Source organism: Paractinoplanes rishiriensis, from assembly GCF_016862375.1.
Lineage (GTDB): Bacteria > Actinomycetota > Actinomycetes > Mycobacteriales > Micromonosporaceae > Actinoplanes > Actinoplanes rishiriensis.
Map to the genome: position 1 here is coordinate 33,884 of NZ_BOMV01000039.1, position 20,740 is coordinate 54,623.

14 protein-coding genes are annotated in these 20,740 nt (G+C 71.6%); 7 read left to right on the forward strand and 7 right to left on the reverse strand.

Going from position 1 to position 20,740, the window contains the following annotated elements; all coding sequences use genetic code 11:
* Window positions 1–154: 154 nt before the first annotated feature.
* Window positions 155–736: a hypothetical protein gene (locus Ari01nite_RS17080; protein WP_239162805.1), complete on the forward strand. Its 582-nt coding sequence runs from the start codon at window positions 155–157 to the stop codon at window positions 734–736.
* Window positions 737–791: 55 nt separating this feature from the next.
* Window positions 792–1,463: a hypothetical protein gene (locus Ari01nite_RS17085; RefSeq protein WP_203782248.1), complete on the forward strand. Its 672-nt coding sequence runs from the start codon at window positions 792–794 to the stop codon at window positions 1,461–1,463.
* A gap of 51 nt (window positions 1,464–1,514) precedes the next feature.
* Here the strand turns inward: Ari01nite_RS17085 and Ari01nite_RS17090 are convergent, their stop codons facing one another.
* The 7 genes from Ari01nite_RS17090 to mfd form a co-directional block, all read right to left on the reverse strand.
* Window positions 1,515–2,015, reverse strand: coding sequence for an HAD family hydrolase (locus Ari01nite_RS17090; RefSeq protein ID WP_203782249.1), 501 nt, complete (start codon window positions 2,013–2,015; stop codon window positions 1,515–1,517).
* 4 nt (window positions 2,016–2,019) lie between these two features.
* Window positions 2,020–3,636, reverse strand: a complete 1,617-nt coding sequence (locus Ari01nite_RS17095) for a DUF885 domain-containing protein (RefSeq protein ID WP_203782250.1) — start codon at window positions 3,634–3,636, stop codon at window positions 2,020–2,022.
* 10 nt (window positions 3,637–3,646) lie between these two features.
* Window positions 3,647–4,624, reverse strand: a complete 978-nt coding sequence (locus Ari01nite_RS17100) for a nucleoside triphosphate pyrophosphohydrolase (protein ID WP_203782251.1) — start codon at window positions 4,622–4,624, stop codon at window positions 3,647–3,649.
* Window positions 4,621–5,352, reverse strand: coding sequence for a hypothetical protein (locus Ari01nite_RS17105; protein WP_203782252.1), 732 nt, complete (start codon window positions 5,350–5,352; stop codon window positions 4,621–4,623). The genes Ari01nite_RS17100 and Ari01nite_RS17105 overlap by 4 nt, the downstream gene beginning before the upstream one ends.
* Before the next feature lie 71 nt (window positions 5,353–5,423).
* Window positions 5,424–6,326, reverse strand: a complete 903-nt coding sequence (locus Ari01nite_RS17110) for a rhomboid family intramembrane serine protease (protein WP_239162806.1) — start codon at window positions 6,324–6,326, stop codon at window positions 5,424–5,426.
* 62 nt (window positions 6,327–6,388) lie between these two features.
* Entirely contained in the window at window positions 6,389–7,120 is a 732-nt protein-coding gene (locus Ari01nite_RS17115) for a S1 family peptidase (protein WP_203782253.1), read from the reverse strand.
* A gap of 298 nt (window positions 7,121–7,418) precedes the next feature.
* Window positions 7,419–11,030 (reverse strand): transcription-repair coupling factor, encoded by a 3,612-nt coding sequence (gene mfd / locus Ari01nite_RS17120; RefSeq protein WP_203782254.1) that lies wholly within the window; start codon window positions 11,028–11,030, stop codon window positions 7,419–7,421.
* A 184-nt stretch (window positions 11,031–11,214) separates the two neighbouring features.
* On the opposite strand from mfd, the gene Ari01nite_RS17125 reads away from it, so the two are divergent.
* The 5 genes from Ari01nite_RS17125 to ppc all read left to right on the forward strand — a co-directional run bounded on the left by Ari01nite_RS17125 (window position 11,215) and on the right by ppc (window position 20,624).
* Complete coding sequence (locus tag Ari01nite_RS17125) at window positions 11,215–12,978, forward strand: enoyl-CoA hydratase-related protein (RefSeq protein WP_203782255.1); 1,764 nt, start codon at window positions 11,215–11,217, stop codon at window positions 12,976–12,978.
* Entirely contained in the window at window positions 12,978–14,729 is a 1,752-nt protein-coding gene (locus Ari01nite_RS17130) for a glycosyltransferase family 2 protein (protein ID WP_239162807.1), read from the forward strand. The genes Ari01nite_RS17125 and Ari01nite_RS17130 overlap by 1 nt, the downstream gene beginning before the upstream one ends.
* Window positions 14,726–16,648: a radical copper oxidase GlxA gene (gene glxA, locus Ari01nite_RS17135; protein ID WP_203782256.1), complete on the forward strand. Its 1,923-nt coding sequence runs from the start codon at window positions 14,726–14,728 to the stop codon at window positions 16,646–16,648. Before Ari01nite_RS17130 ends, glxA begins: the two co-directional genes overlap by 4 nt.
* 4 nt (window positions 16,649–16,652) lie before the next feature.
* Window positions 16,653–17,636, forward strand: a complete 984-nt coding sequence (locus Ari01nite_RS17140) for a glycoside hydrolase family 6 protein (protein ID WP_203782257.1) — start codon at window positions 16,653–16,655, stop codon at window positions 17,634–17,636.
* Window positions 17,637–17,738: 102 nt separating this feature from the next.
* Entirely contained in the window at window positions 17,739–20,624 is a 2,886-nt protein-coding gene (gene ppc / locus Ari01nite_RS17145; RefSeq protein WP_203782258.1) for a phosphoenolpyruvate carboxylase, read from the forward strand.
* Window positions 20,625–20,740: the final 116 nt, after the last annotated feature.

Consider the following 20,740-nt stretch of genomic DNA (forward strand, 5'->3'; position numbering starts at 1 on the left):
CGACCGCGTTCCTGAGCGTATCGACCCGCTGTTGCGGCCGTACGCGCGGCCGGTGAACTTCCGCCGCTCGTTGCCTCAAGGTTGCCGCGCACCGGCCGATGACCCAGGCACTATGAGCGCTCCGACTCTTCCCCCCGACGGGTCATTCATCGAGATGACCTCATACGGCGAGACGTTGCCTGAGGTCCGGGTCGTGCACGCGGACGGCTCGGCGATCACGCTGTCACTCGCCCTGGCCCAAGTACCGCCCGCCAACTCGTCCGTCGAGTTGCGCTGGGCCGCCGCGCCTCGCGGCCGAGTTGCCCAAGAGGGCTATGTGGTGTCGGTGGACGGCAATCGGGTGGACGTCCGGTTCACCGGCCATCCCTCGGTGCTGCAGAGCAGACTTTTCGTCCGCGGCGGGGGCGGTGAGCCGATTGTCCTGTGCCGGCCCGACGCGGAGGATGTCGTCGGCGAGGTGCACGACATGAGCGAACGCGCCGTTCGCGCCCACTTCACCGATATCGACCTGAATCCCGGCGACGAGATGATGCTGCGCATCCAGGTCGCCGACGAGTTGGTGGAGTTCCCCGCCACGGCGCTGAAGGTCAGCTCGATGCGACAGCAGGTGCCGGTCCGGGGACCACTTTCGGTGGAGATGGTGGCAATCTTCGACAACCAGGACGAGGCCCAGGCGAAGGTCATCCGCCGATACATCATGCGTAACCAGCTGATGGCCCGCCAACGGGGTCACTGAGCGAGCCCTGATACTGGTTTGCGCGGCCTTGCGCGGGTAGGCCAAGGTGTCAGGCGTGCCTTTCCGAGCGCGCCTGATCTCCGTGGGCCTACCCGCCGTGGCCGCAGCCGTGCTCCTGAGCGGTTGCACCGGCCTGGACGAGGCCAGCGCTGCCGGCATCGCGCGCAACGACCTGATCTCCGAGACCGCAGCTCAGCTCTCCCGCGTGACCGACCTCACCTACACCGCGAAATACCAGCTCACCGACGGTGAGTCGGCCACCGTGACGCAGGCCCAGCGCCCCACCCGCACCGCCTACGACTTCCCCGGCGGCCGCCTGATCCGCACGGCCAAAGGCACGATCAACTGCGACAAAGCCTGGACGTGTACGCAGACCGACCCCACCCCGGTCCTGCCGGAGCCCCTGCCCGGCACCGCGCTGGTCACTCCCGAGGCGGCCCTGGCGATGCTCAACACCGCGGCTCTCGACCAGGACGTGACCGCCACCCGCCGCGACACCACCATCGTGGGCCGGCCCGCAAGCTGCCTCCAACTCGCCAAGGTCGACGGCACCCCCACGTCGGAGTTCTCCCTGTGCGTCACCAATGAGGGCGCGATGGCCAGTTTCGCCGCCACGATCGACGGCAAGCGGATAGACCAGGCCCTGACCGCCTACGCCGAAAAGGTCGACACCAGCACCTTCACCCTGCCCGCAACGGCGAAGCTGACCGACAAGCGCACCCGCTGACCCGTTCAGCGCAGCAGCGCCGCTCCCCCAAGCACCGCCCGAAATGCCGCATCAAAGCAGTTCATAGAAGAGGTTCGCCCGCAGATCCCCAACAACCACGTGGGTAACGGCGACCCCATCGGTGGGCCGGCGCGCAGCGCCGGGCGAAGGCTCGGCGGCGGTGAGGCCGGTGGAAAGCGGCTGGCCAGCGGGGACGCCACCTCGGCGTCGGTCAGGGGGGAGGACGCGGACGGCGCCGGGTGCGGTCAGCAGCGCCTCGGCGGCGGTCAGGGCGGTGAACAGCTCGGTCTGTGCGGCCTCGACGCGACGCCCCCTTGCCGGGAGGGCGGCCAGCAGGGCGGGGTGGGCTGGGAGTCGGTGTTGGTCAGGAAGCGCACGGGTGTGGCCGGCCGCTCGCAGGGAGCGGACGGCCTCGGCGGCGCCGGAGAGCGGGCCGCCGCGAGTGCGGAGCGGGCCGTCCAGGTCGAGTGGGACAGGTCGAGCGGGACAGGTCGAGCAGGAACAGGTCGAGCGGGACAGGTCGAGCAGGAACAGGTCGAGCAGGAACAGCACGCGGTCAGACGCCCAGCAGCGTGCGCAGGTGGCGCGGGGGTGGGGAGCCGTGCGCCAGCATGGCGTCGTGCCAGGCCTTGGGGGTGGCGCCGAACGGGCGGGCCGCGGCGATGGCGGCCATCTCGGTGTAGCCGACGAAGTAGGTCGACAGCTGGGTGGAGGTGAGCAGCGCCCGGCGCCACTTGCCGGCCGCCTCGCCCTCCTCCTGGAAGCCGCGATCCTTCATCAGGGCCATGGCCTCGGCCTCGGGCAGGTCGTCGCAGTGCACCAGCTGGTCGATGATGGCGTTGAGGCTCATCCGGAGCTGCATCTTGAGCTGTTGGAGACGCACCGGCAGGCCGCCGAAGCCCAGACCCGACATCAGCTCCTCGGCGTAGACCGCCCAGCCCTCGACGAACGGGCCGGACCAGCCGAGCGCGCGCACCCGGGTCGCGGCCCGGAACCGCCGCGAATGCGCGATCTGCAGGAAGTGGCCGGGCATCGCCTCGTGCACGGTCAGGTCGCGGATCATGTGGTCGTTGTATTCGCGGTAGAACGACTCGACCCGCTCGGGCGACCAGCCGGCCGGGGTCGGCGAGATGCAGTAGAAGGTGGGCACGTCGGCCGTCTCGAGCGGACCGGGCGGATCGCAGTAGGCCACCGCGACGCCGCGGGCGAACTCGGGCATCTCCTCGATCACGCACGGATCGTCGACCAGCGAGAGCAGGTCGTGCCGGCGGACGAACTCGGTGGCCTCGTCCATGGTGACCTTGGCCAGGTCGACGATGGACGAGTCGTCGGGGTGGTCGGCCGCCAGCGTGTCGAGCGCGCGGCGGACCGTCTCGTCGGTCTCCGGACCGCCGACCAGCTCGGCGGACGCCGCCCGCAGCCGCTCGCCCACCCGGTCGAGGTTGGCCTGGGCGCGGGCCAGCACCTCGGCCGCCGGCAACTCGGTGTCAAGCGTGTGCCACAGCCGGGCCTCCCACAGCGGCCGGCCCAGTCGCGGGTCGCGGCCGGGGTCGCCGCCCTCGAGACGGGACCGCAGCCAGCCGTCGAACTCGGACAGCGCCGCCAGCGCCGCCGCCTGGGACGGCTCGATGGCCGGGCGCAGGCTCGGCTCCTGAGCGATCAGTTTGGGCAGCTCGTCGCGGACCAGCGCCGCGGTGCCGGCGAACTGGCCGACCGCCGTCTCGATGTGGATGCGCGGCACGTCACGCAGCACCGCCCGGGCCGTGGCCAGCGCGTCCGGTATCGCCGCCAGCCGGCCGCCCAGACTGGTCAGCCGCTCCTCGGCCGGCGCGAACTGGCGCGCGAGCAGCGCGTGCAGCAGCGGCCCGGGGTTGTGCCGCAACGGGTTCCACTCGTGTTCGCGGACGTCGGTCAGCTCGAAAAGCCCGCGCTCGACGACGGCCGAGAGAATCGCATGGTCGACCTGATCCTCGGGGCCGAAGGCCTCGGGATCGATGCCGGACAGCGCGTCGGTGGCATCACGCAGCATGCTGACCTGCTCGGCCAGCGCCCCCGGCGACAGATCGGGCAGGCGGTCGTCATAGCGGTGGTCGCCGGCCGTGGTGGCCAGCCCGGGGTCGGACGCGAGGAGGGCGTCGACGATGTGCTCGGCGAGCGGTACGAACTCCGGCATGCCGTGAAACCTACTCGGAGGGTCCGACAGTTTGCCGTTCGGCGTCCCGTACCGCGTCCGCGAATTCCAGCGTGGCCCGGCGCAACTCCGCCTCCGGATCGGCGCCCGCCGCCCGTGCCTCGGCCACCACCCGCAGCAGCGCCGCGCCCAGGTCGTCGCCGGCCGGCAACTCGACCCGCAGACCGGCCCGCTCGGCGCGGTGCAGCACCTTGGCGGCCAGCGCCAGCGCGGGCTGGCTCAGCGCGATGCCGTCCAGCGCCGAGTCGCGTTCCTTTTCGGCCCGCTTGATCCGCTCCCAATTTTCGGTGATCTCGTCGAGGCCGGTCACGTCGGCGTCCGCGAACACGTGCGGGTTGCGGCGGATCATCTTGTCGACCAGGCCGCCGGCCACGTCGTCGATGCCCCACGCCGTGCCGTCCGGCAGTTCCTCGGCGAGCCGGGCGTGCAGCACGATCTGGAGCAGCACGTCGCCCAGTTCCTCGCGCAGCGCGGCCAGGTCGTCCGACTCGATCGCGTCGTACGCCTCGTACGCCTCCTCGAGCAGGTACGGCGCCAGCGTCCGGTGGCTCTGCGCCCGCTTCCACGGATCACCGCCGGGCGAGACCAGCCGGTCCATCACCGCCACCGCGTCCAGCAGCCGGGCGCCGGGCGGATCCCACGAGCCGTACATCAGCTCGAGTTCGGCCAGGTCCGGTTCGCGGGTCAGGCGCAGCCCGAGCCGCCGGGCGAAGTCCTGATCGCCGGCCGGTCCGGCCAGCCACACCACCGCGGGCCCCACCACCTCGGACTGGGCACCGATCGCGGCCAGCAGCCGTTCCGGGTCGTTCTCGAGCACGGTGACCGGCACCCCGCTGTGCCGCAGCGCCGCCGCCTGCTCCGACTCGGCACCCGCGTACACCGGATGCTGGCGGACCAGGTCCCAGGCGGCCGCGGTCAGCAGTCCCGCGGGCAGCCGCGGGGACGTGACAAGAAGGACGATGCGGATCAACGGATGTCGACGACCGGAGCCGCTTCGTCCGAGCCGAGCTTCGCGGTGAGCAGCGGCCTGACCTCGCCGTTCTGCGTCTGGAACTGCAGCACCGGGATGCCCAGCGGCTGGTAGCGCGGGTTGATCCGGATGTCCATCGCGTCGGCGGCCTTGACGATCTCGTTGCGCACCGCGGCCGCGGTCTGCACCAGCTGCTTGTTCTGCGGGGGCAGCGAGGACTTGAACTCCTCGAAGGTGCCGGCCGCGTTGACCTGCTCGGTGGCCACCAGCACGTCGAAGACCTCGCGCAGGTCCTCGTCGGAGGGCTCGGGCGCGTTCTGCAGCTTTTCCCGCAGGACCCGCACGTAGCCGTCGGTCTCGGCGAACAGGCGTACGTACTCGGTGTTCTCCGGCAGGCTCAGTGAGCCGGCGTATTCCGCAAGCTGGAGGTCGGCCGGCAGCGAAACACTGCGCTCCTTGGCCACCTGGGCCAGCACCTGGCTGCTCACCAGGGCGGCGGCCACGTCGGTGCGGCTGATCGGCACCCGCACCGGCTGGCCCGCGGGGGCTCCGGGCGGCGCGACGAACTTCTCCTGCACCTCGTCGTAGACCTCCTGCACACGGGCGTCGGTCACCTTGGTGTCGCCCAGGTAGGCGACCACGGACGGCTCCGATCGGCAGGCGGACAGGCCGGCCACGGCGAGGGAGGCGACGACGGCGACGGAGGCGAGTCGGCGAGCACGCAGCATGTAGATGACTCTCTCACGACCGATGTGATGCACGCCGCCGACCCCCGGAAAACCCGATCTACCCGGCCCGATCACCCGGCCTGGGCTGCCTTGGCCACGATCGCGACGACCAGCACCGCGATCACCCCGGCCAGCACGGCCGCCTGCACCAGCGCCTGGTGTTTGCGCGGCGCGTACGCGAAACCCATCGCCACCGCGGCCCCGGTCAGCAGGCCGCCGAGGTGTCCGGTCCAGGACGTGAAGCCGGCCGTCAGCACCAGCCACAGCACGAAACCGATCAGCAGCTGCTTGGGGTCGAGCGGGTACGTGTGCAGCTTGCGCGTGATCACGAAGTATGCCGCGGCCAGCCCGAACCCGGCACCGGATGCACCGATTGCGCCCTGGTCCGGATCGACCAGCACCACCAGCACCGAGCCGCCCAGCGCCGCCACGAAATACAGTGCCACAAACCGCAACCGGCCCAGCTGTCCCTCCAGGAACCGGCCGAGCGTCCACAGCCACATCATGTTGAACGCGATGTGCAGCAGCCCGAACCCGTTGCCCGGCGGCTGGTGCAGGAACGCGCCGGTGAACAACCGCCACCATTCGCCGTTCAGGATGCCGATCGGCCGGTAGTCCGGGTCGGGGAAGCCGTCGTCGATGTAGTACTCGCCGTCCGGGCCGAGCAGCCCGCGCCCGAGCACGTCGAACTGGTCGACCAGCGCCGGGTTGACCAGCTGCGCGACATAGACCAGCACGGTCACCACGATCAGGGTGTACGTGACGTACGGCGTCGACTCCGGGGTGGCGCCGAAGATGGTCCGGGCCCGCCGGACCGACCTGTTCTCCTCCTTGACGCACTCCGGGCAGCGCTGGCCGACCGGCGCCTCCCGCATGCAGTCCGAGCAGATGTATTTGTCGCAGCGGCTGCACCGGACGAAGGTCTCCCGCTTCGGATGGCGGTAGCAGGTCGTCTCGGCGCCCACGGTGTCCACGGAACGGCTCCCCCGATTGCTGTGCAAGTTCGGGGATTGTGCACGGTCGATCAGTCGCCGGGCTACCTCGGCACGCCTCGATTCGGCAACACCTGCGGCAGTTCGCCGACGATGCCGCCGATCCGCTCGCGCTGCCGGGTCATGTCGACCGCGATCGTGTGCGCCCGGCCGCAGTCCTCGGCGTCGCCCCGGCTCACGATGCCGTACGCCAGCCGGCCGGCCACGTCGCTGACCGGCCCGCCCGAGTCGCCGTAGCAGGCGGCACTGTTGACGCACATCTCGGTGGCGGCGTCGAGGAATCCCGCGGCGCACTGGTCTGCCGTAGTGACCGTCTGGTCGCGCTCGCGGGCACCGGCCGGAATCGCCCCGCAGCCCGGGAGCGGACAGGTCTGGCCCCAGCCGATCAGTCGCACCACCTCACCGGCTCCCGGCGACGCGGCCGGAATGATCGCCGGCAGGTGGCCGACCGGCGCGAGCAGCCGCAGCAGCTTCAGGTCCACCCCATGCAGATCCACGTACGCGTCGACCTGCGCGACCGTGCCGCCGGCGGTCCGGTCGAGGCTGCCCACCCGTACGGTCATCGGGGTTGGGCAGTGCTGTGCCGTGACCACCCACCGCGGCGAGATCAGCACGCCGCCGCACCCACCCGGCAGATGCACCAGGAACGGGTAGTTCCGACTGATCTCCTGCCCGTCGATGATGTCCGGCGCCGGAGCCACCGCCCGGGCCGGCGCCCCGCCCAGCACGGCGGCGAGGGCGAGCGCTGCCCCCAGCAGCAACTGTTTCCCGGTCACGTCGCCCCACCTCCAGCGTCACCGACCGCTCCTCCTCGTCGTTCGGCCTACCGCCCAGAATCCTGAGGATCAGGCGCGTCCGGTGGGGGCGGCTTCGTCGGCCCGAACACCAGACCGGCGTTCCCATTCCCAGCCGGTGGTTCCCCGCAACCGAATGTCGAGACATACTCCCGCGCCGGTGGCCGTCGTCCTGACAAGTGGATGATCGAGTCCCGGCCCCGCCCCGGCCCAGCACGTGGCCTCACCGTCCCGCAATGCGGCAACCTGCCGCCGCATCGGGCGTGCGACAGTCGGACCGTTACGTGCGCGCCGGGACTGGCGCCTCCCCCAGGACGTCCTTGAGCAGCTGGGCGCACCACTGCAGCAGGTCGGTGTCGCGCAGTGGCTCGCCGCCGAGCCGGCGGGTGGCCGGGCGGGGCACGCTGACCTGGTCGATCGCCTGCTTGTAGACGGAATCCGGGTGGTAGCGCTTGAGCCGCAGCTGCTTGGAGTCGGGCAGCGACAGCGGCGAGAACCGGATGTGCTTGCCCTGCATCGACACGTCGGTGAGGCCGTAGCGGCGGGCCAGCTGGCGGAACCGGGCCACCGCGATCAGGTTGGCCACCTGGGTGGGCGGCTCGCCGTAGCGGTCGGTCATCTCGGCCACCACCTCGTCGAGTTTCGCGTCGTCGCGGGCCTCGGCCAGCTTGCGGTACATCTCCAGGCGCAGCCGCTCGACCGCGATGTATTCGACCGGCAGGTGGGCGTCGACCGGCAGGTCGATCTTTACCTCGGGCTCCTCCTCGGGCCGCTCGCCCTTGAACGCCTGCACCGCCTCGCCGACCATCCGGACGTACAGGTCGAAGCCGACGCCCTCGATGTGGCCGGACTGCTCGCCGCCGAGCAGGTTGCCGGCGCCGCGGATCTCCAGGTCCTTCATCGCCACGTACATGCCGGCGCCGAGCTCGGTGTGCTGGGCGATGGTGGCCAGCCGCTCGTGCGCCTGCTCGGTGAGCGGCCGCTCGCGCGGGTAGAGGAAGTACGCGTACGCCCGCTCCCGGCCGCGGCCCACCCGGCCGCGGATCTGGTGCAGCTGGGCCAGGCCGAGCAGATCGGCCCGCTCGACGATCAGCGTGTTCGCGTTCGGGATGTCGATGCCGGACTCGACGATGGTGGTGCAGACCAGGACGTCGAACTCCTTTTCCCAGAACCCGACCATCACCTTTTCCAGCTGATCCTCGCCCATCTTGCCGTGCGCCACCGCGACCCGCGCCTCGGGCACCAGCTCGCGCAGCTTGCGCGCGGCCCGGTCGATCGACTCGACCCGGTTGTGCAGGTAGAAGATCTGGCCGTCGCGCAGCAGCTCGCGGTGGATGGCGGCGGCCACCTGCTTCTCGTCGTGCGAGCCGACGAAGGTCAGCACCGGGTGCCGTTCCTCGGGCGGGGTGGCGATGGTCGACATCTCGCGGATCCCGGTGATCGCCATTTCGAGGGTGCGAGGGATGGGCGTCGCCGACATGGTCAGCACGTCGACCGAGGCCCGCAGCGCCTTGAGCTGCTCCTTGTGCTCGACGCCGAAGCGCTGCTCCTCGTCCACGATGATCAGACCGAGGTTTTTGAACCTCGTCGAGTTGGCCAGCAGCCGGTGGGTGCCGATCACGATGTCGGCGGTGCCGTCGGCCGCCTGTTCCAGGGTCAGCTTGGCCTCGGTCGGCGTCTGGAACCGGGACAGCTGCTTGACCTGCACCGGGAACTGGCCCATCCGATCGGTGAACGTGTTGAAGTGCTGCTGGGCCAGCAGCGTGGTGGGCACCAGCACGGCCACCTGCTTGCCGTCCTGCACCGCCTTGAACGCGGCCCGCACCGCGATCTCGGTCTTGCCGTAGCCGACGTCGCCGCAGATCAGCCTGTCCATCGGAACTTCGAGTTCCATGTCGTGCTTGACCTCGGAGATCGCGGCCAGCTGGTCGGGCGTCTCGGTGTATGGGAAGGCGTCCTCCAGCTCGCGCTGCCACGGGGTGTCCGCGCCGAACGCGTGCCCTTTGGACGCCTGCCGGGCCGCGTACAGCTGGATCAGCTGGGCCGCGATCTCGCGAACCGCCTTGCGCGCCCGGGCCTTGCTCTTCTGCCAGTCCGAGCCGCCCATCTTGTGTAGCGACGGCTGTTCGCCGCCGACGTAGCGGGACAGCTGGTCGAGCTGGTCGGTCGGCACGTACAGCCGGTCGCCGGGCTGGCCGCGCTTGGACGGCGCGTACTCGATCACCAGGTATTCCCGGTCGGCGCCGTTGACCGTGCGCTGCACCAGCTCGACGTACTTGCCGATGCCGTGCTGCTCGTGCACCACGAAGTCGCCGGGCTTGAGCTCCAGCGGGTCGATCGTGTTGCGCCGCCGCGACGGCATCCGCCGCATGTCCTTGGTGGACGCACCGCGCCCGCCGCTGATGTCGTTCCCGGTGATCACCGCGAGCCGGGCCGTCTCGTCCACGAAGCCGTGGTTGAGCCCGCCGCAGGTGATCAGCAGCTGTCCCGGCTCGATCGGCTTTTCGATGGAGTCGACCGGGGTGATGCCGAGGCCGGCGTCACGCAGCACCTCGGTGGCCCGCTGCGCGGTGCCGTGCCCCTCGAAAACCAGTGCGACGGCCCATCCACGGCCGAACCATTCCGACAAATCCGACGTTAGCCGGGCAGTGTCGCCGTGGTAGAGCGGCACCGGCTGCGCATCGACGGCAACGGCGTCGCCCTGATCCGGTGCGACCTCGACCTCGCGCTGCTCCAGCCAAGGTTGATCATCCTGCGGAGAAGGGACCGCGGCCAGACCGAACGGCGACACCGTCCACCAGGCCAGCGACCGCGTCGCGGCGTGCGCGCGGACGTCTGCCAGCGTGCGGAACGCCGCCGCGCCCACGTCGATCGGCACCTTGCCACCGCCCGCGGCGGCCGCCCAGGACGCCTCCAGGAACTCGGCGGACGTACGGGTCAGGTCGTGCGCCCGGGTGCGGATCCGCTCCGGGTCGCAGAGCAGCACGTGGGTGCCGGCCGGCATGCAGTCGATCAGCAGTTCCATGCTGTCGGTGCCGTGCAGCAGGGCCGGCGCGAGCGACTCCATGCCCTCGACCGGGATGCCCTCGGCCAGCTTGTCCAGGATCTCGGCGATCTCGGGGTGCTGGGCCGCGAGTTCGGCCGCCCGCTGCCGGACCGGCGGGGTCAGCAGCAGCTCGCGGCAGGGCGGCGCCCAGAGCCGCGGTACCGGGTCGATGGTGCGCTGGTCGGCCACCGCGAAGGTGCGGATCTCCTCGATCTCGTCGCCCCAGAACTCGACCCGGGACGGGTGCTCGTCGGTGGGCGGGAAGATGTCGAGGATGCCGCCGCGCACCGCGAACTCGCCGCGCTTGGTGACCAGGTCGACCCGCGCGTAGGCCATGTCGGACAGGCGGCGGGCCACCCCCTCCAGCTCCGCCTCGCCGCCGGTGGCCAGCTCCACCGGTTCGAGGTCACCCAGGCCCTTGAGCTGCGGTTGCAGCACGCTGCGCACCGGCGCCACGACCACCTGGACCGGCTGGTCGCCGGGGTGCGCGAGGCGGCGCAGCACGGCCAGCCGGCGGCCCACCGTGTCGGACCGCGGCGAGAGGCGCTCGTGCGGCAGCGTCTCCCAGGACGGGAACACCGCCACCCGGCCCGGCTCGATCAGGCAGCCCAGCGCGTCGGCCAGATCGTCGGCCTCGCGGCTGGTGGCGGTGACCGCGAGCACCGGCCGTCCGGCACCGCCCAGCTCGGCGGCGCCGGCCACGGCGGCCACCACGAACGGCCGCAGCGAGGCGGGCGCGGTCAGGTCGAGCGCGTCCGAGTCGACGAAGCTCTTGCGAGCCAGGTCACGGGCGCGGGCGAGACCACGGTCGCGCAGGGCGGCGGGGATCAGACCGGAGAGTTGCATCGGAGTCTGCTCCAGACACGTCGAAAAGCCCCAACGACCAGGAGGGCGGGGGTACGAGGACCAGTTTAGTCCGCGCCGGCGGCTTCCATGGTGCCCCTGTCGAACGGACAACATGTCCGACATGCCGGTCGATATCAGGTGAATAGTCCCGTTCCGTTGTCGGGACAACTCCTAGGAGGGCAACGTGCGAGTCCTGCTGCTCGTTACGGCATTCAACGGGTTGACCCAGCGCGCCTGGTGCGCGCTGCGCGAAGCCGGGCACGACGTCTCCGTCCAACTGGCCACGAGCGCGGCCGACATGATCGAGGGAGTCCGGGCCGCCGAACCCGAACTGATCATCTGCCCGTTCCTCAAGGACCGGGTGCCGGCGGAGGTCTGGCAGCACTGGCGCACCGTGATCATCCACCCCGGCCCGGTCGGCGACCGTGGACCGTCCTCACTGGACTGGGCCATCGCCGAGGGCGCCCGGAACTGGGGCGTCACCGCGCTCCAGGCCGTCGAGGAGATGGACGCCGGGCCGATCTGGGCCACCCGCACCATCTCGTTGCCGGCCGCGCCGCCGCGTAAGTCGTCGCTCTACAACGGCCCGGTCGCGGACGCCGCCATGGAGTGCATCCTGGAGGCGGTGACCAAGGCGCAGGACGCGTCGTTCACCCCGGTGCCGGCCGACGGCGCGCCCACCGAGACACCCGGCGCCCGGCCCCGGCCGCTGATGCGCCAGCAGGACCGGTCGTTCGACTGGTCGGAACCGGCCGACCAGATCATCCGGCGGATCCGGGCCGCGGACGGCGCCCCCGGCGTGTGCACCGAGATCGGCGGCCTGCCGGTGTTCGCCTACGACGCGCTGCCCGGCATCGCCCGGCACGGCCGCCCGGGTCAGATCCTCAGCCGCCGCCAGGGCGCGGTGCTGATCGGCACCGGCGAGGGCAGCATCTGGCTGGGCCACCTGCGCGCCGCCGAACCGCACCACGCCCGGGCCGGCATCAAGCTTCCGGCCACCATGCTGCTCGGCGCGCGGCTGCGCGGCGTACCGCACTCGCCGGTGCCGCCCGGCACCGAGCCGGAATCCCCGGCCACCTACCGCCAGGTCCGCTACCGGCGGGCCGGCGCGGTCGGCTGGCTCGCGTTCGACTTCTACAACGGCGCCATGGCACCCGGGCACTGCCGCCGGCTGCTCGCCGCGCTGCGGCACGCGGTCAGCCAGGACACCGAGGTGCTGGTGCTGCGCGGCGGCACCGACGCGTTCAGCAACGGCATCCACCTCAACGTGATCGAGGCGTCGTCCGACCCGGCCAGCGCGGCCTGGGCCAACATCCGGGCGATCAACGAGGTCTGCCGCGATATCATCACGTGCACCCGCCAGGTGGTGATCGCCGGCTACGCGGGCAACGCCGGCGCCGGCGGCGTGATGCTCGGCCTGGGTGCCGACATCGTGGCCGCCCGCGACGGGATCGTGCTCAACCCGTACTACGACATGGGGCTGTTCGGCTCCGAACTGCACACCTTCACGCTGCCCCGGCGGGTCGGCGCCGACCAGGCCCAGCGCCTGATCGACGAGAAGTTCCCGGTCAGCGCCGCCGCCGCGAAGTCGATCGGCCTGGTCGACGAGGTCGGTCCACGCCATCCCGAGGCGTACGCCGAATGGCTCGCCGCCCTCGCCGAACGCGAGAGTGACGTGCGCACCGCCCGTCAGCGCCGGCAGGCGAAGGCCCGGCGGCTCGCCGCCGAACGCGTCCCGCTGGAGGTGTACGAGGCCCGCGAACTGGCCGAGATGAGCCGGGACATGTACGGCGACCGGTCCGGTTTCGCGGAGGCACGGCGGCAGTTCGTCCGCAAGGTCAAGCCCACCGAGACCCCGGCCCGGCTGCGCGCCACGACCGCGGATCCCGCCCCGGTGCGCAAGAAGGTGCACCAGCGGCCCCTGGTCCGCCGCGCGGTGCCCGCCTGATGGCGAAGCTGCACACCCAGGACCGCATTCCTCTCCAGCGCCCCGCCGAGGCGGCCCTGCACGGCCCCACCATGCAGCTGCCGGTGCGCTACAACTACAGCGCCTACAGCGTGCTGGCCGGCCCGGCCGAGCCCGATCCTGCCCCGGACTACCGGGTGCGGATGCGCCGGCTGGCCCGGCGCCGGCCGATCCGCACCCTGCTGATCACGCTGTTCGCGTTCGCCTTCGAGAGCACGTTCTTCGGCTGGCTGGTCTCCTCGATCGAGGTGCCCGACCCGGACCTGCACGTGGTGCTGCACGCCGCCACCGTCGCGATGATCGTGGCGACCGCGGCGATCGAGCTGTTCCGGCTGGTCAACGTCGTCACGCTGTGCTTCGCCACGCTCTGGGCCCGCGATCCCGTGCCGGTGGTGCCGGACGTGACGCTGCGGGTCGCGTTCCTCACCACGATCGTGCCCGGCAAGGAGCCGATCGAGATGGTGGAGCGCACCCTGCGGGCGGCCGGGCAGGTGCGGTACCGCGGCCACTACGAGGTCTGGCTGCTCGACGAGGGCGACGACCCGGAGGTGCGCGCGCTCTGCGACGACCTCGGCGTCCGCCATTTCAGCCGCAAAGGTCAAGAGCACTTCAACACCGGCTCCGGTACGTACAAAGCCCGCACCAAGCACGGCAACTACAACTCCTGGATCGCCTCGCACGGCGACGAGTACGACGTGCTGGTCTCGGTCGACCCGGACCACGTGCCGCTGCCCAACTTCTGCGAGCGCCTGCTCGGCTACTTCCGCGACCCCGACGTGGCGTTCGTGGTCGGCCCGCAGATCTACGGCAACTACGACAACCTGGTCACCCGCTGGGCCGAGTCCCAGCAGTACCTGTTCCACTCGCTGCTCCAACGCGCCGGCAACAAGCGCGGCATCGCCATGCTGGTGGGCACGAACAACGCCGTACGCATCAAGGCTCTGCAGTCGATCGGTGGTCTGCAGGACTCGATCACCGAGGACATGGCGACCAGCCTGGCCCTGCATGCGGCCCGCAACCCGGAGACCGGCCGCCGGTGGCGCTCGGTCTACACCCCCGACGTGCTCGCGGTCGGCGAGGGACCGTCCTCCTGGACCGACTACTTCACCCAGCAGCACCGCTGGTCACGCGGCACCGACGAGGTGGTGGTCCGCCGGTTCGGCCGGCTGGCCTGGCGGCTCGGACCGGGCCGGGCGCTGCACTACGCGCTGCTGATGTCGTACTACCCGCTGACCGCGCTGGCCTGGCTGCTCGGCGCCGCGAACGCGTTCTTCTTCCTGGTGCTCGGCGCCAAGGGCGTCCAGGTGCCGGAGCACGTCTGGCTGATGCTGTACGTGGACGCCGCGCTCTTCCAGGTCGGCCTGTACGTGGTCAACCGCCGGCACAACATCTCGCCGCACGAGGAGGCCGGCTCGTCCGGGCTGGCCGGCATGCTCGCGTCCACGCTGTGCGCGCCGATCTACTTCTCCTCGCTGCTCGGCGCGGTGCTGCGCCGCCGGGCCGGCTTCGTGGTCACACCCAAGGGCGACTCGGCCAGCCCGGACCGGCTCGCCACCTTCGCGCCCGGCCTGCGCTGGGCCGCGTTCTACGTCGTTCTGCTGCTGATCGCGGCCGGCACCGGGCACGTCGACGGCCCGATGTTCCTCTGGCCCGCACTCAACCTCGCCATCTGCCTAGCCCCGCCGGCGCTGTGGTTCGCCCGCCGGCGCCGCACCCTGGAGCCGCCCGCATGAAGCCGCACCCCCGTCCCAGTCTCGCCCGCCGGTTCGCGAGCGGACTCGTCACGCTGGCGGTGCTCGCCGCGGTCGCGGTCGCGAACCGCCCGGTCTTCGCGGCCGGTCAGGAGGCGCTGCACACCTACCAGGTCAGCCGGCAGTCCTACAAGGAGCAGTACGGGTTCTGGTCGCGGCTGCCGGTGCCGGACGACTTCCGGGTCAACGCCATCCACGCCGCCCTGCTGCACACCGGCAAGGTGCTGATCATCGCGGGCAGCGGCAACAACCGGGAGGCCTTCGAGGCGGGCACGTTCCGGACCATCCTGTACGACCCGGCCGCCGACCGGTTCTCCGGCGTGTCCACCCCCACCGACGTCTTCTGCGCCGGCCACACGTTCCTGTCCAGCGGCAACCTGCTGGTGGCCGGCGGCACCAAGTCGTACGAGGTGCTCGAGGAGGACGTCGAGCACGCCGCCGGGGTGATGAAGTTCAAAAACGAGTGGCGCGACGGCCGCCCTCGCAGGTTCGCCAAGGGCACCCGTCTGGTGTCCGCGACCGGCGCCGTCTACCGCACCCGCAGCGCGGTCACCGTGCCCGCGCCGGCCGGGCGGGCCGGCGAGGCCGAGGTCTGGGTGGATGCGGTACGCCCCGGCAACGCGTCCGTGGTGACGCAGGGCGCGCAGTACCGGATCCACGGCCTGACCGGCGACGACCAGCGCAACCTCTACGGCGTCGCGGACAAAATCACCAGAGAGAAGCAGGAGTACGGCGGGGACAACACGTCCTACGAGTTCGACCCGCGCACCGAGCGGTACGTGCGCACCGGCAACCTGAACGACCACCGCTGGTATCCGACCCTGGTCCAGCTCACCGACGGCGACGTGCTCGCGGTCTCCGGCCTCGACCGGTTCGGCCGGATCCTGCCGGGCCGCAACGAGGTCTACCGCACCGGTCAGCGCCGCTGGCGGGCCGCGCCGGAACTGACCCGGGTCTTTCCCACCTATCCGGCGCTGCACCTGCTGGCCGACGGGCGGCTGTTCTACTCGGGCGCGAGTTCCGGCTACGGCTCGGACACCGAGGGCCGCACGCCCGGCGTCTGGGACCTGGACGACAACTCCTTCGAGCCGGTGCCCGGCCTGCGCGACGCCACCATGACCGAGACCAGCACGTCACTGCTGCTGCCGCCGGCCCAGGACCAGCGCGTCATGATCCTCGGCGGCGGCGAGATCGGCGAGTCCCCGGTGTCCACCGCGCGCACCGCCATCGCCGATCTCCGGCAGCAGCACCCGGTCTACCGGCCCGGGCCCGACCTGCCCGAACCGGCCCGCTACCTGTCCACGGTTGTGCTGCCCGACGACACCGTGTTCACCACCGGCGGCTCGTCCGGGTACCGCGGTGGCCCGTACCGCGGCGAACCGCGCAGCGACCTGTTCAACGCGCAGTTCTACCAACCCGGCACCAACACGTTCCGGACCGCGGCCGAGTCGACCGTCGGCCGCAACTACCACTCGGAGGCGATCCTGCTGCCGGACGGCCGGGTCATCACGCTCGGCAGCGACCCGCTGTACGACCGCAAGGGCGAGAACCCGGGGACCTTCGAGCAGCGGATCGAGGTGTACGAGCCGCCGTACCTGTTCCGCGGCGAACGGCCCACGATCGCGACCAGCCCGCCGGAGGCCGACCGCGGCACGGCGTTCCATGTGAACACCCCCGACGCGGACCGGATCGCCACGGCCCGGCTGATCCGGCCCAGCGCGGTCACCCACACCACCGACGTGGACCAGCGCTCGGTCGCGCTCGGCGTGACCCGCTCCGGCGGCGGTCTCGACCTGGCCGTGCCGCAGGGCGCCGGGCTGGTGCCGTCCGGCTGGTACATGCTGTTCCTGGTCGACGACCGCGGGGTCCCGTCGGTAGCGCGCTGGATAAGGGTGCGCTGACCCCGTGCCTCGTAAGTTCGCGATCCTCCTGTTCGTGCTGGTCGCGGTGGCGGTGGCCGGTGTCGCCGCGGCCACCACCCGCGGGCCGGCCCGAACCACACCGGCGCCACCGGTCGGTCTCTACGTCGACCCGTACGGCGCCGCGCCGGTCCACCTGCGGGCGCTGGAGCGGGCCGGACGCACCGCCGAGGCGGCCCTGGTGCGCCGGATCGCCGTGCAGCCGGCCGCCACCTGGTTCGCCGACGACGCCACCGGCTACGTGGACCGGGCCCGGCGGCTGGTGACGAGCGCCGCGGCGGCCCGCCGCATCCCGGTGCTGACCTTCTATTTCATCCCGCACCGGGACTGCGGCCGGTACTCCGCGGGCGGCGCGGCCGACGGTCTCGCATACCGCCGCTGGGTCGGCAACCTGGCCGGCGCGCTGCGCGGCCACCGGGCGATCGTGATCCTGGAACCGGACGCGGTGGCGCACGCGGTCCGCGGCTGCCTCAACCGGGTCCGGGCCGCCGAGCGGTTCGCCCTGCTCGCGTCGGCGGTCGAGACCCTGCGCTCGGTGCCCGGCGTGACCGTCTATCTGGACGCCGGCAACCCCACCTGGCTCACCCCCGCCGAGGTGGTGCCGGCCCTGCGCCGGGCCGGGATCACCCGCAGCCACGGGTTCGCGCTCAACGTGGCCAACTTCGAGACCACGGCGGCCAATCTGGCGTACGGCATCCAGTTGTCCCGCCCGCTCGGCGGTGCCCGCTTCGTGGTGGACACCAGCCGCAACGGCACCGGACCGGCCCGGCCCGGCGCGGGCAGCCGGCACTGGTGCAACCCGCCCGGCCGCAAGCTCGGCACCGCGCCCACGCTGCACACCGGGCACCCGCTGGTGGCCGGGTACCTCTGGGTGAAGAGACCGGGCGAATCCGACGGCGCCTGCTCGCCCGGAGCGCCGCCGGCCGGCCGGTGGTTCCACCGGTATGCCCTGGACCTAGCCCGTCAGTGAGACCTGCCTCAAATTGCCCCCCATTTCGGTACCGCCGATACGATCGGCGGAGTCGGGACAGCGCAGTCCTGGAGCACCGGACAGTCGAAGGAGTGCGCCCCGATGACCGACCTAGAGCAAGACAGCCCTTCCAACCACCCCGCCGCCGCCCTTGGCCTGACTGAAGACAGCCCGTCCAACCACCCCGCCGCCGCCCTAAGCCTGACTGAAGACAGCCCGTCCAACCACCCCGATGCGGCCCTACGCGCTGACATCCGGCGGATCGGCACGCTGCTCGGCCAGACCCTGGCCCGGCAGGAGGGCCGTCCCCTGCTCGACCTGGTCGAGGAGGTGCGCGCGCTGGTCCGGCACGACCCGCCGGCCGCCGCCGACCGCCTCGCCGCCATGGACGTCACCACCGGCACCAAGCTGGCCCGGGCCTTCTCCACCTACTTCCACCTGGCCAACATCACCGAGCAGGTGCACCGGGCCCGCGACCTGCAGCGCCGCCGGGCCCGCGACGGCGGCTGGCTGGACCAGGCGGCCAAGCGGATCGCCGAGCGCGGGGTGCCGGCCGACGAGATCGCCGCGGCCGCCCGCCGCCTCGCGGTCCGGCCGGTCTTCACCGCGCACCCCACCGAGGCGGCCCGCCGCTCCATCCTGTCCAAGCTGCGGCAACTCGCCGACGCGCTGGACGCCGAGGCCGCCGCGGCGGTCCTCTACGGCGCCTCGGACACCACCGCGTCGACCCGCCGCTTCGCCGAACTGATCGACCTGCTGTGGCAGACCGACGAGCTGCGGCTGGACCGGCCGGACCCGACCGACGAGGCCCGCAACGCCGTCTACTACCTGCGCGACCTGCACGCCGACGCGGCTCCGCAGGTGCTCAGCGACCTCGCCGAGACGCTGCGCCACCTGGGCGTTGAGACCTCCCCCACGGCCCGGCCGCTCACCTTCGGCTCGTGGATCGGCGGCGACCGCGACGGCAACCCGTTCGTCACGCCGGCCGTCACCCGCGACGTCCTGATGATCCAGCACGAGCAGGGCATCCAGGCCACCGAGCGGGCCATGGACAAGCTGATCGATGAGCTGTCGGTGTCCCGGCGCCTGCGCGGCGTCTCGCTCGACCTGTCCGCGTCGCTGGCCAAAGACCTGGACAACCTGCCCGAGGTCGCGCCCCGGTTCCGCAAGACCAACGCCGAGGAGCCGTACCGGCTCAAGGTCCGCGCCGTGAAGGCCAAGCTGGCCAATACCCGCGACCGGCTGCGCCGCGGCACCCCGCACGTGCCCGGCCGCGACTACCTGGGCAACGACGAGCTGATCAGCGACCTCGAGCTGATGCGCGCCTCGCTGGCCCGCAACTCCGGCCAGCTCACCGCGGTCGGCGTGGTGGCCGCCGCGATCCGCACCGTGTCGGCGTTCGGCCTCCAGCTGGCCACGCTGGACGTCCGCGAGCACGCCGAGAAGCACCACGAGGTGCTCCAGCAGATGTACGCCCGGGTCGGCGAGGTCGACGACTACGCCACGCTCGACCGCAACGAACGCACCAAGCTGCTGGCCACCGAGCTGACCGGCCGCCGCCCGCTGTCCAGCGCCGACACCCCGCTGACCGACTCGGCCCGCAAGACCTTCGACGTGTTCAACACGATCCGCGAGGCCCAGGACCGCTTCGGCCCCGACGTCATCGAGAGTTACATCATCTCGATGACCCTGGGCGTCGACGACGTCCTGGCCGCGGCCGTCCTGGCCCGCGAGGCCGGCCTGGTCGACATCCACACCGGCCGCGCCCGGGTCGGCATCGTCCCGCTCCTGGAGACCCCCGCCGAGCTGGACGCCGGCGGCGAACTGCTGGACGAGATGCTGAGCCTGCCCGCCTACCGCGAGATCGTCCGCGCCCGCGGCGACCTCCAGGAGGTCATGCTGGGCTACTCCGACTCCAACAAGGAAGCCGGCATCACCACCAGCCAGTGGCGCATCCACAAGGCCCAGCGCTCGCTGCGCGACGTGGCGGCCAGGCACGGCGTACGGCTGCGGCTTTTCCACGGCCGAGGCGGCACCGTCGGGCGCGGCGGCGGCCCCACCCACGAGGCCATCCTCGCCCAGCCCTACGGCACCCTGGACGGCGCCATCAAGGTGACCGAACAGGGCGAGGTCATCTCCGACAAGTACACGCTCCCGGCACTGGCCCGGGAAAACCTGGAGCTGACGGTCGCCGCGGTCCTGCAGGCCACCCTGCTGCACACCAGCCCGTCGGTAGACCTGGAGCGCCTGGCCCGCTGGGACGCCACCATGGACACCGCGTCGGACGCCGCGTTCCGGGCGTACCGGTCGCTGGTGGAGGACCCCGACCTGCCCGCGTACTTCTGGGCGGCCACCCCCACCGAGTTGCTGGGCCAGCTGAACATCGGCTCCCGCCCCGCGAAGCGCCCCAACGCCGACGCGGGCCTGGGCGGTCTGCGGGCCATTCCGTGGGTCTTCGGCTGGACCCAGACCAGGCAGATCGTGCCCGGCTGGTTCGGCGTCGGTTCCGGCCTGGCGGCGGCGCGCGAGGCCGGCCACACCGAGGTCCTCCACGAGATGTTCGCCAACTGGCAGTTCTTCCGCACGTTCCTCTCGAACGTGGAGATGATGCTGAACAAGACCGACCTCAAAATCGCCAGGCGCTACGTGGAGACCCTGGTCCCCGCCAACCTCCACCCCATCTTCGGCAAAATCGAGGACGAGTACGCCCGAACCGTCAGCGAGGTCCTGGCCATCACCGGCGGCGAGGACCTGCTGGCCCAGCAGCCCGAGCTGAAGCGAACCCTGGGCGTCCGCGACACCTACCTGGAGCCGTTGCACCACTTGCAGGTGGCCCTGCTGAGGCAATACCGCGAGCTGGGCGACAACGACCGCCAGCTGGCCACCGCTCCCGGCGCCCGCCGGGCCCCCTCCGACTCGACCGCACTCGAACGGGCCCTGCTGACCTCGGTGAACGGCATCGCCGCCGGCATGCGCAACACCGGCTGACCCCGTTTTTCTTAAAAGAAACCTTTAGCGGCTCGCGCTGGGGCGGCCTGCCATCTATGGTTTGGGAGCGCTCCCACGGGAGCGCGATCCCCATGGAAACGGAGCCGAACGCCCGT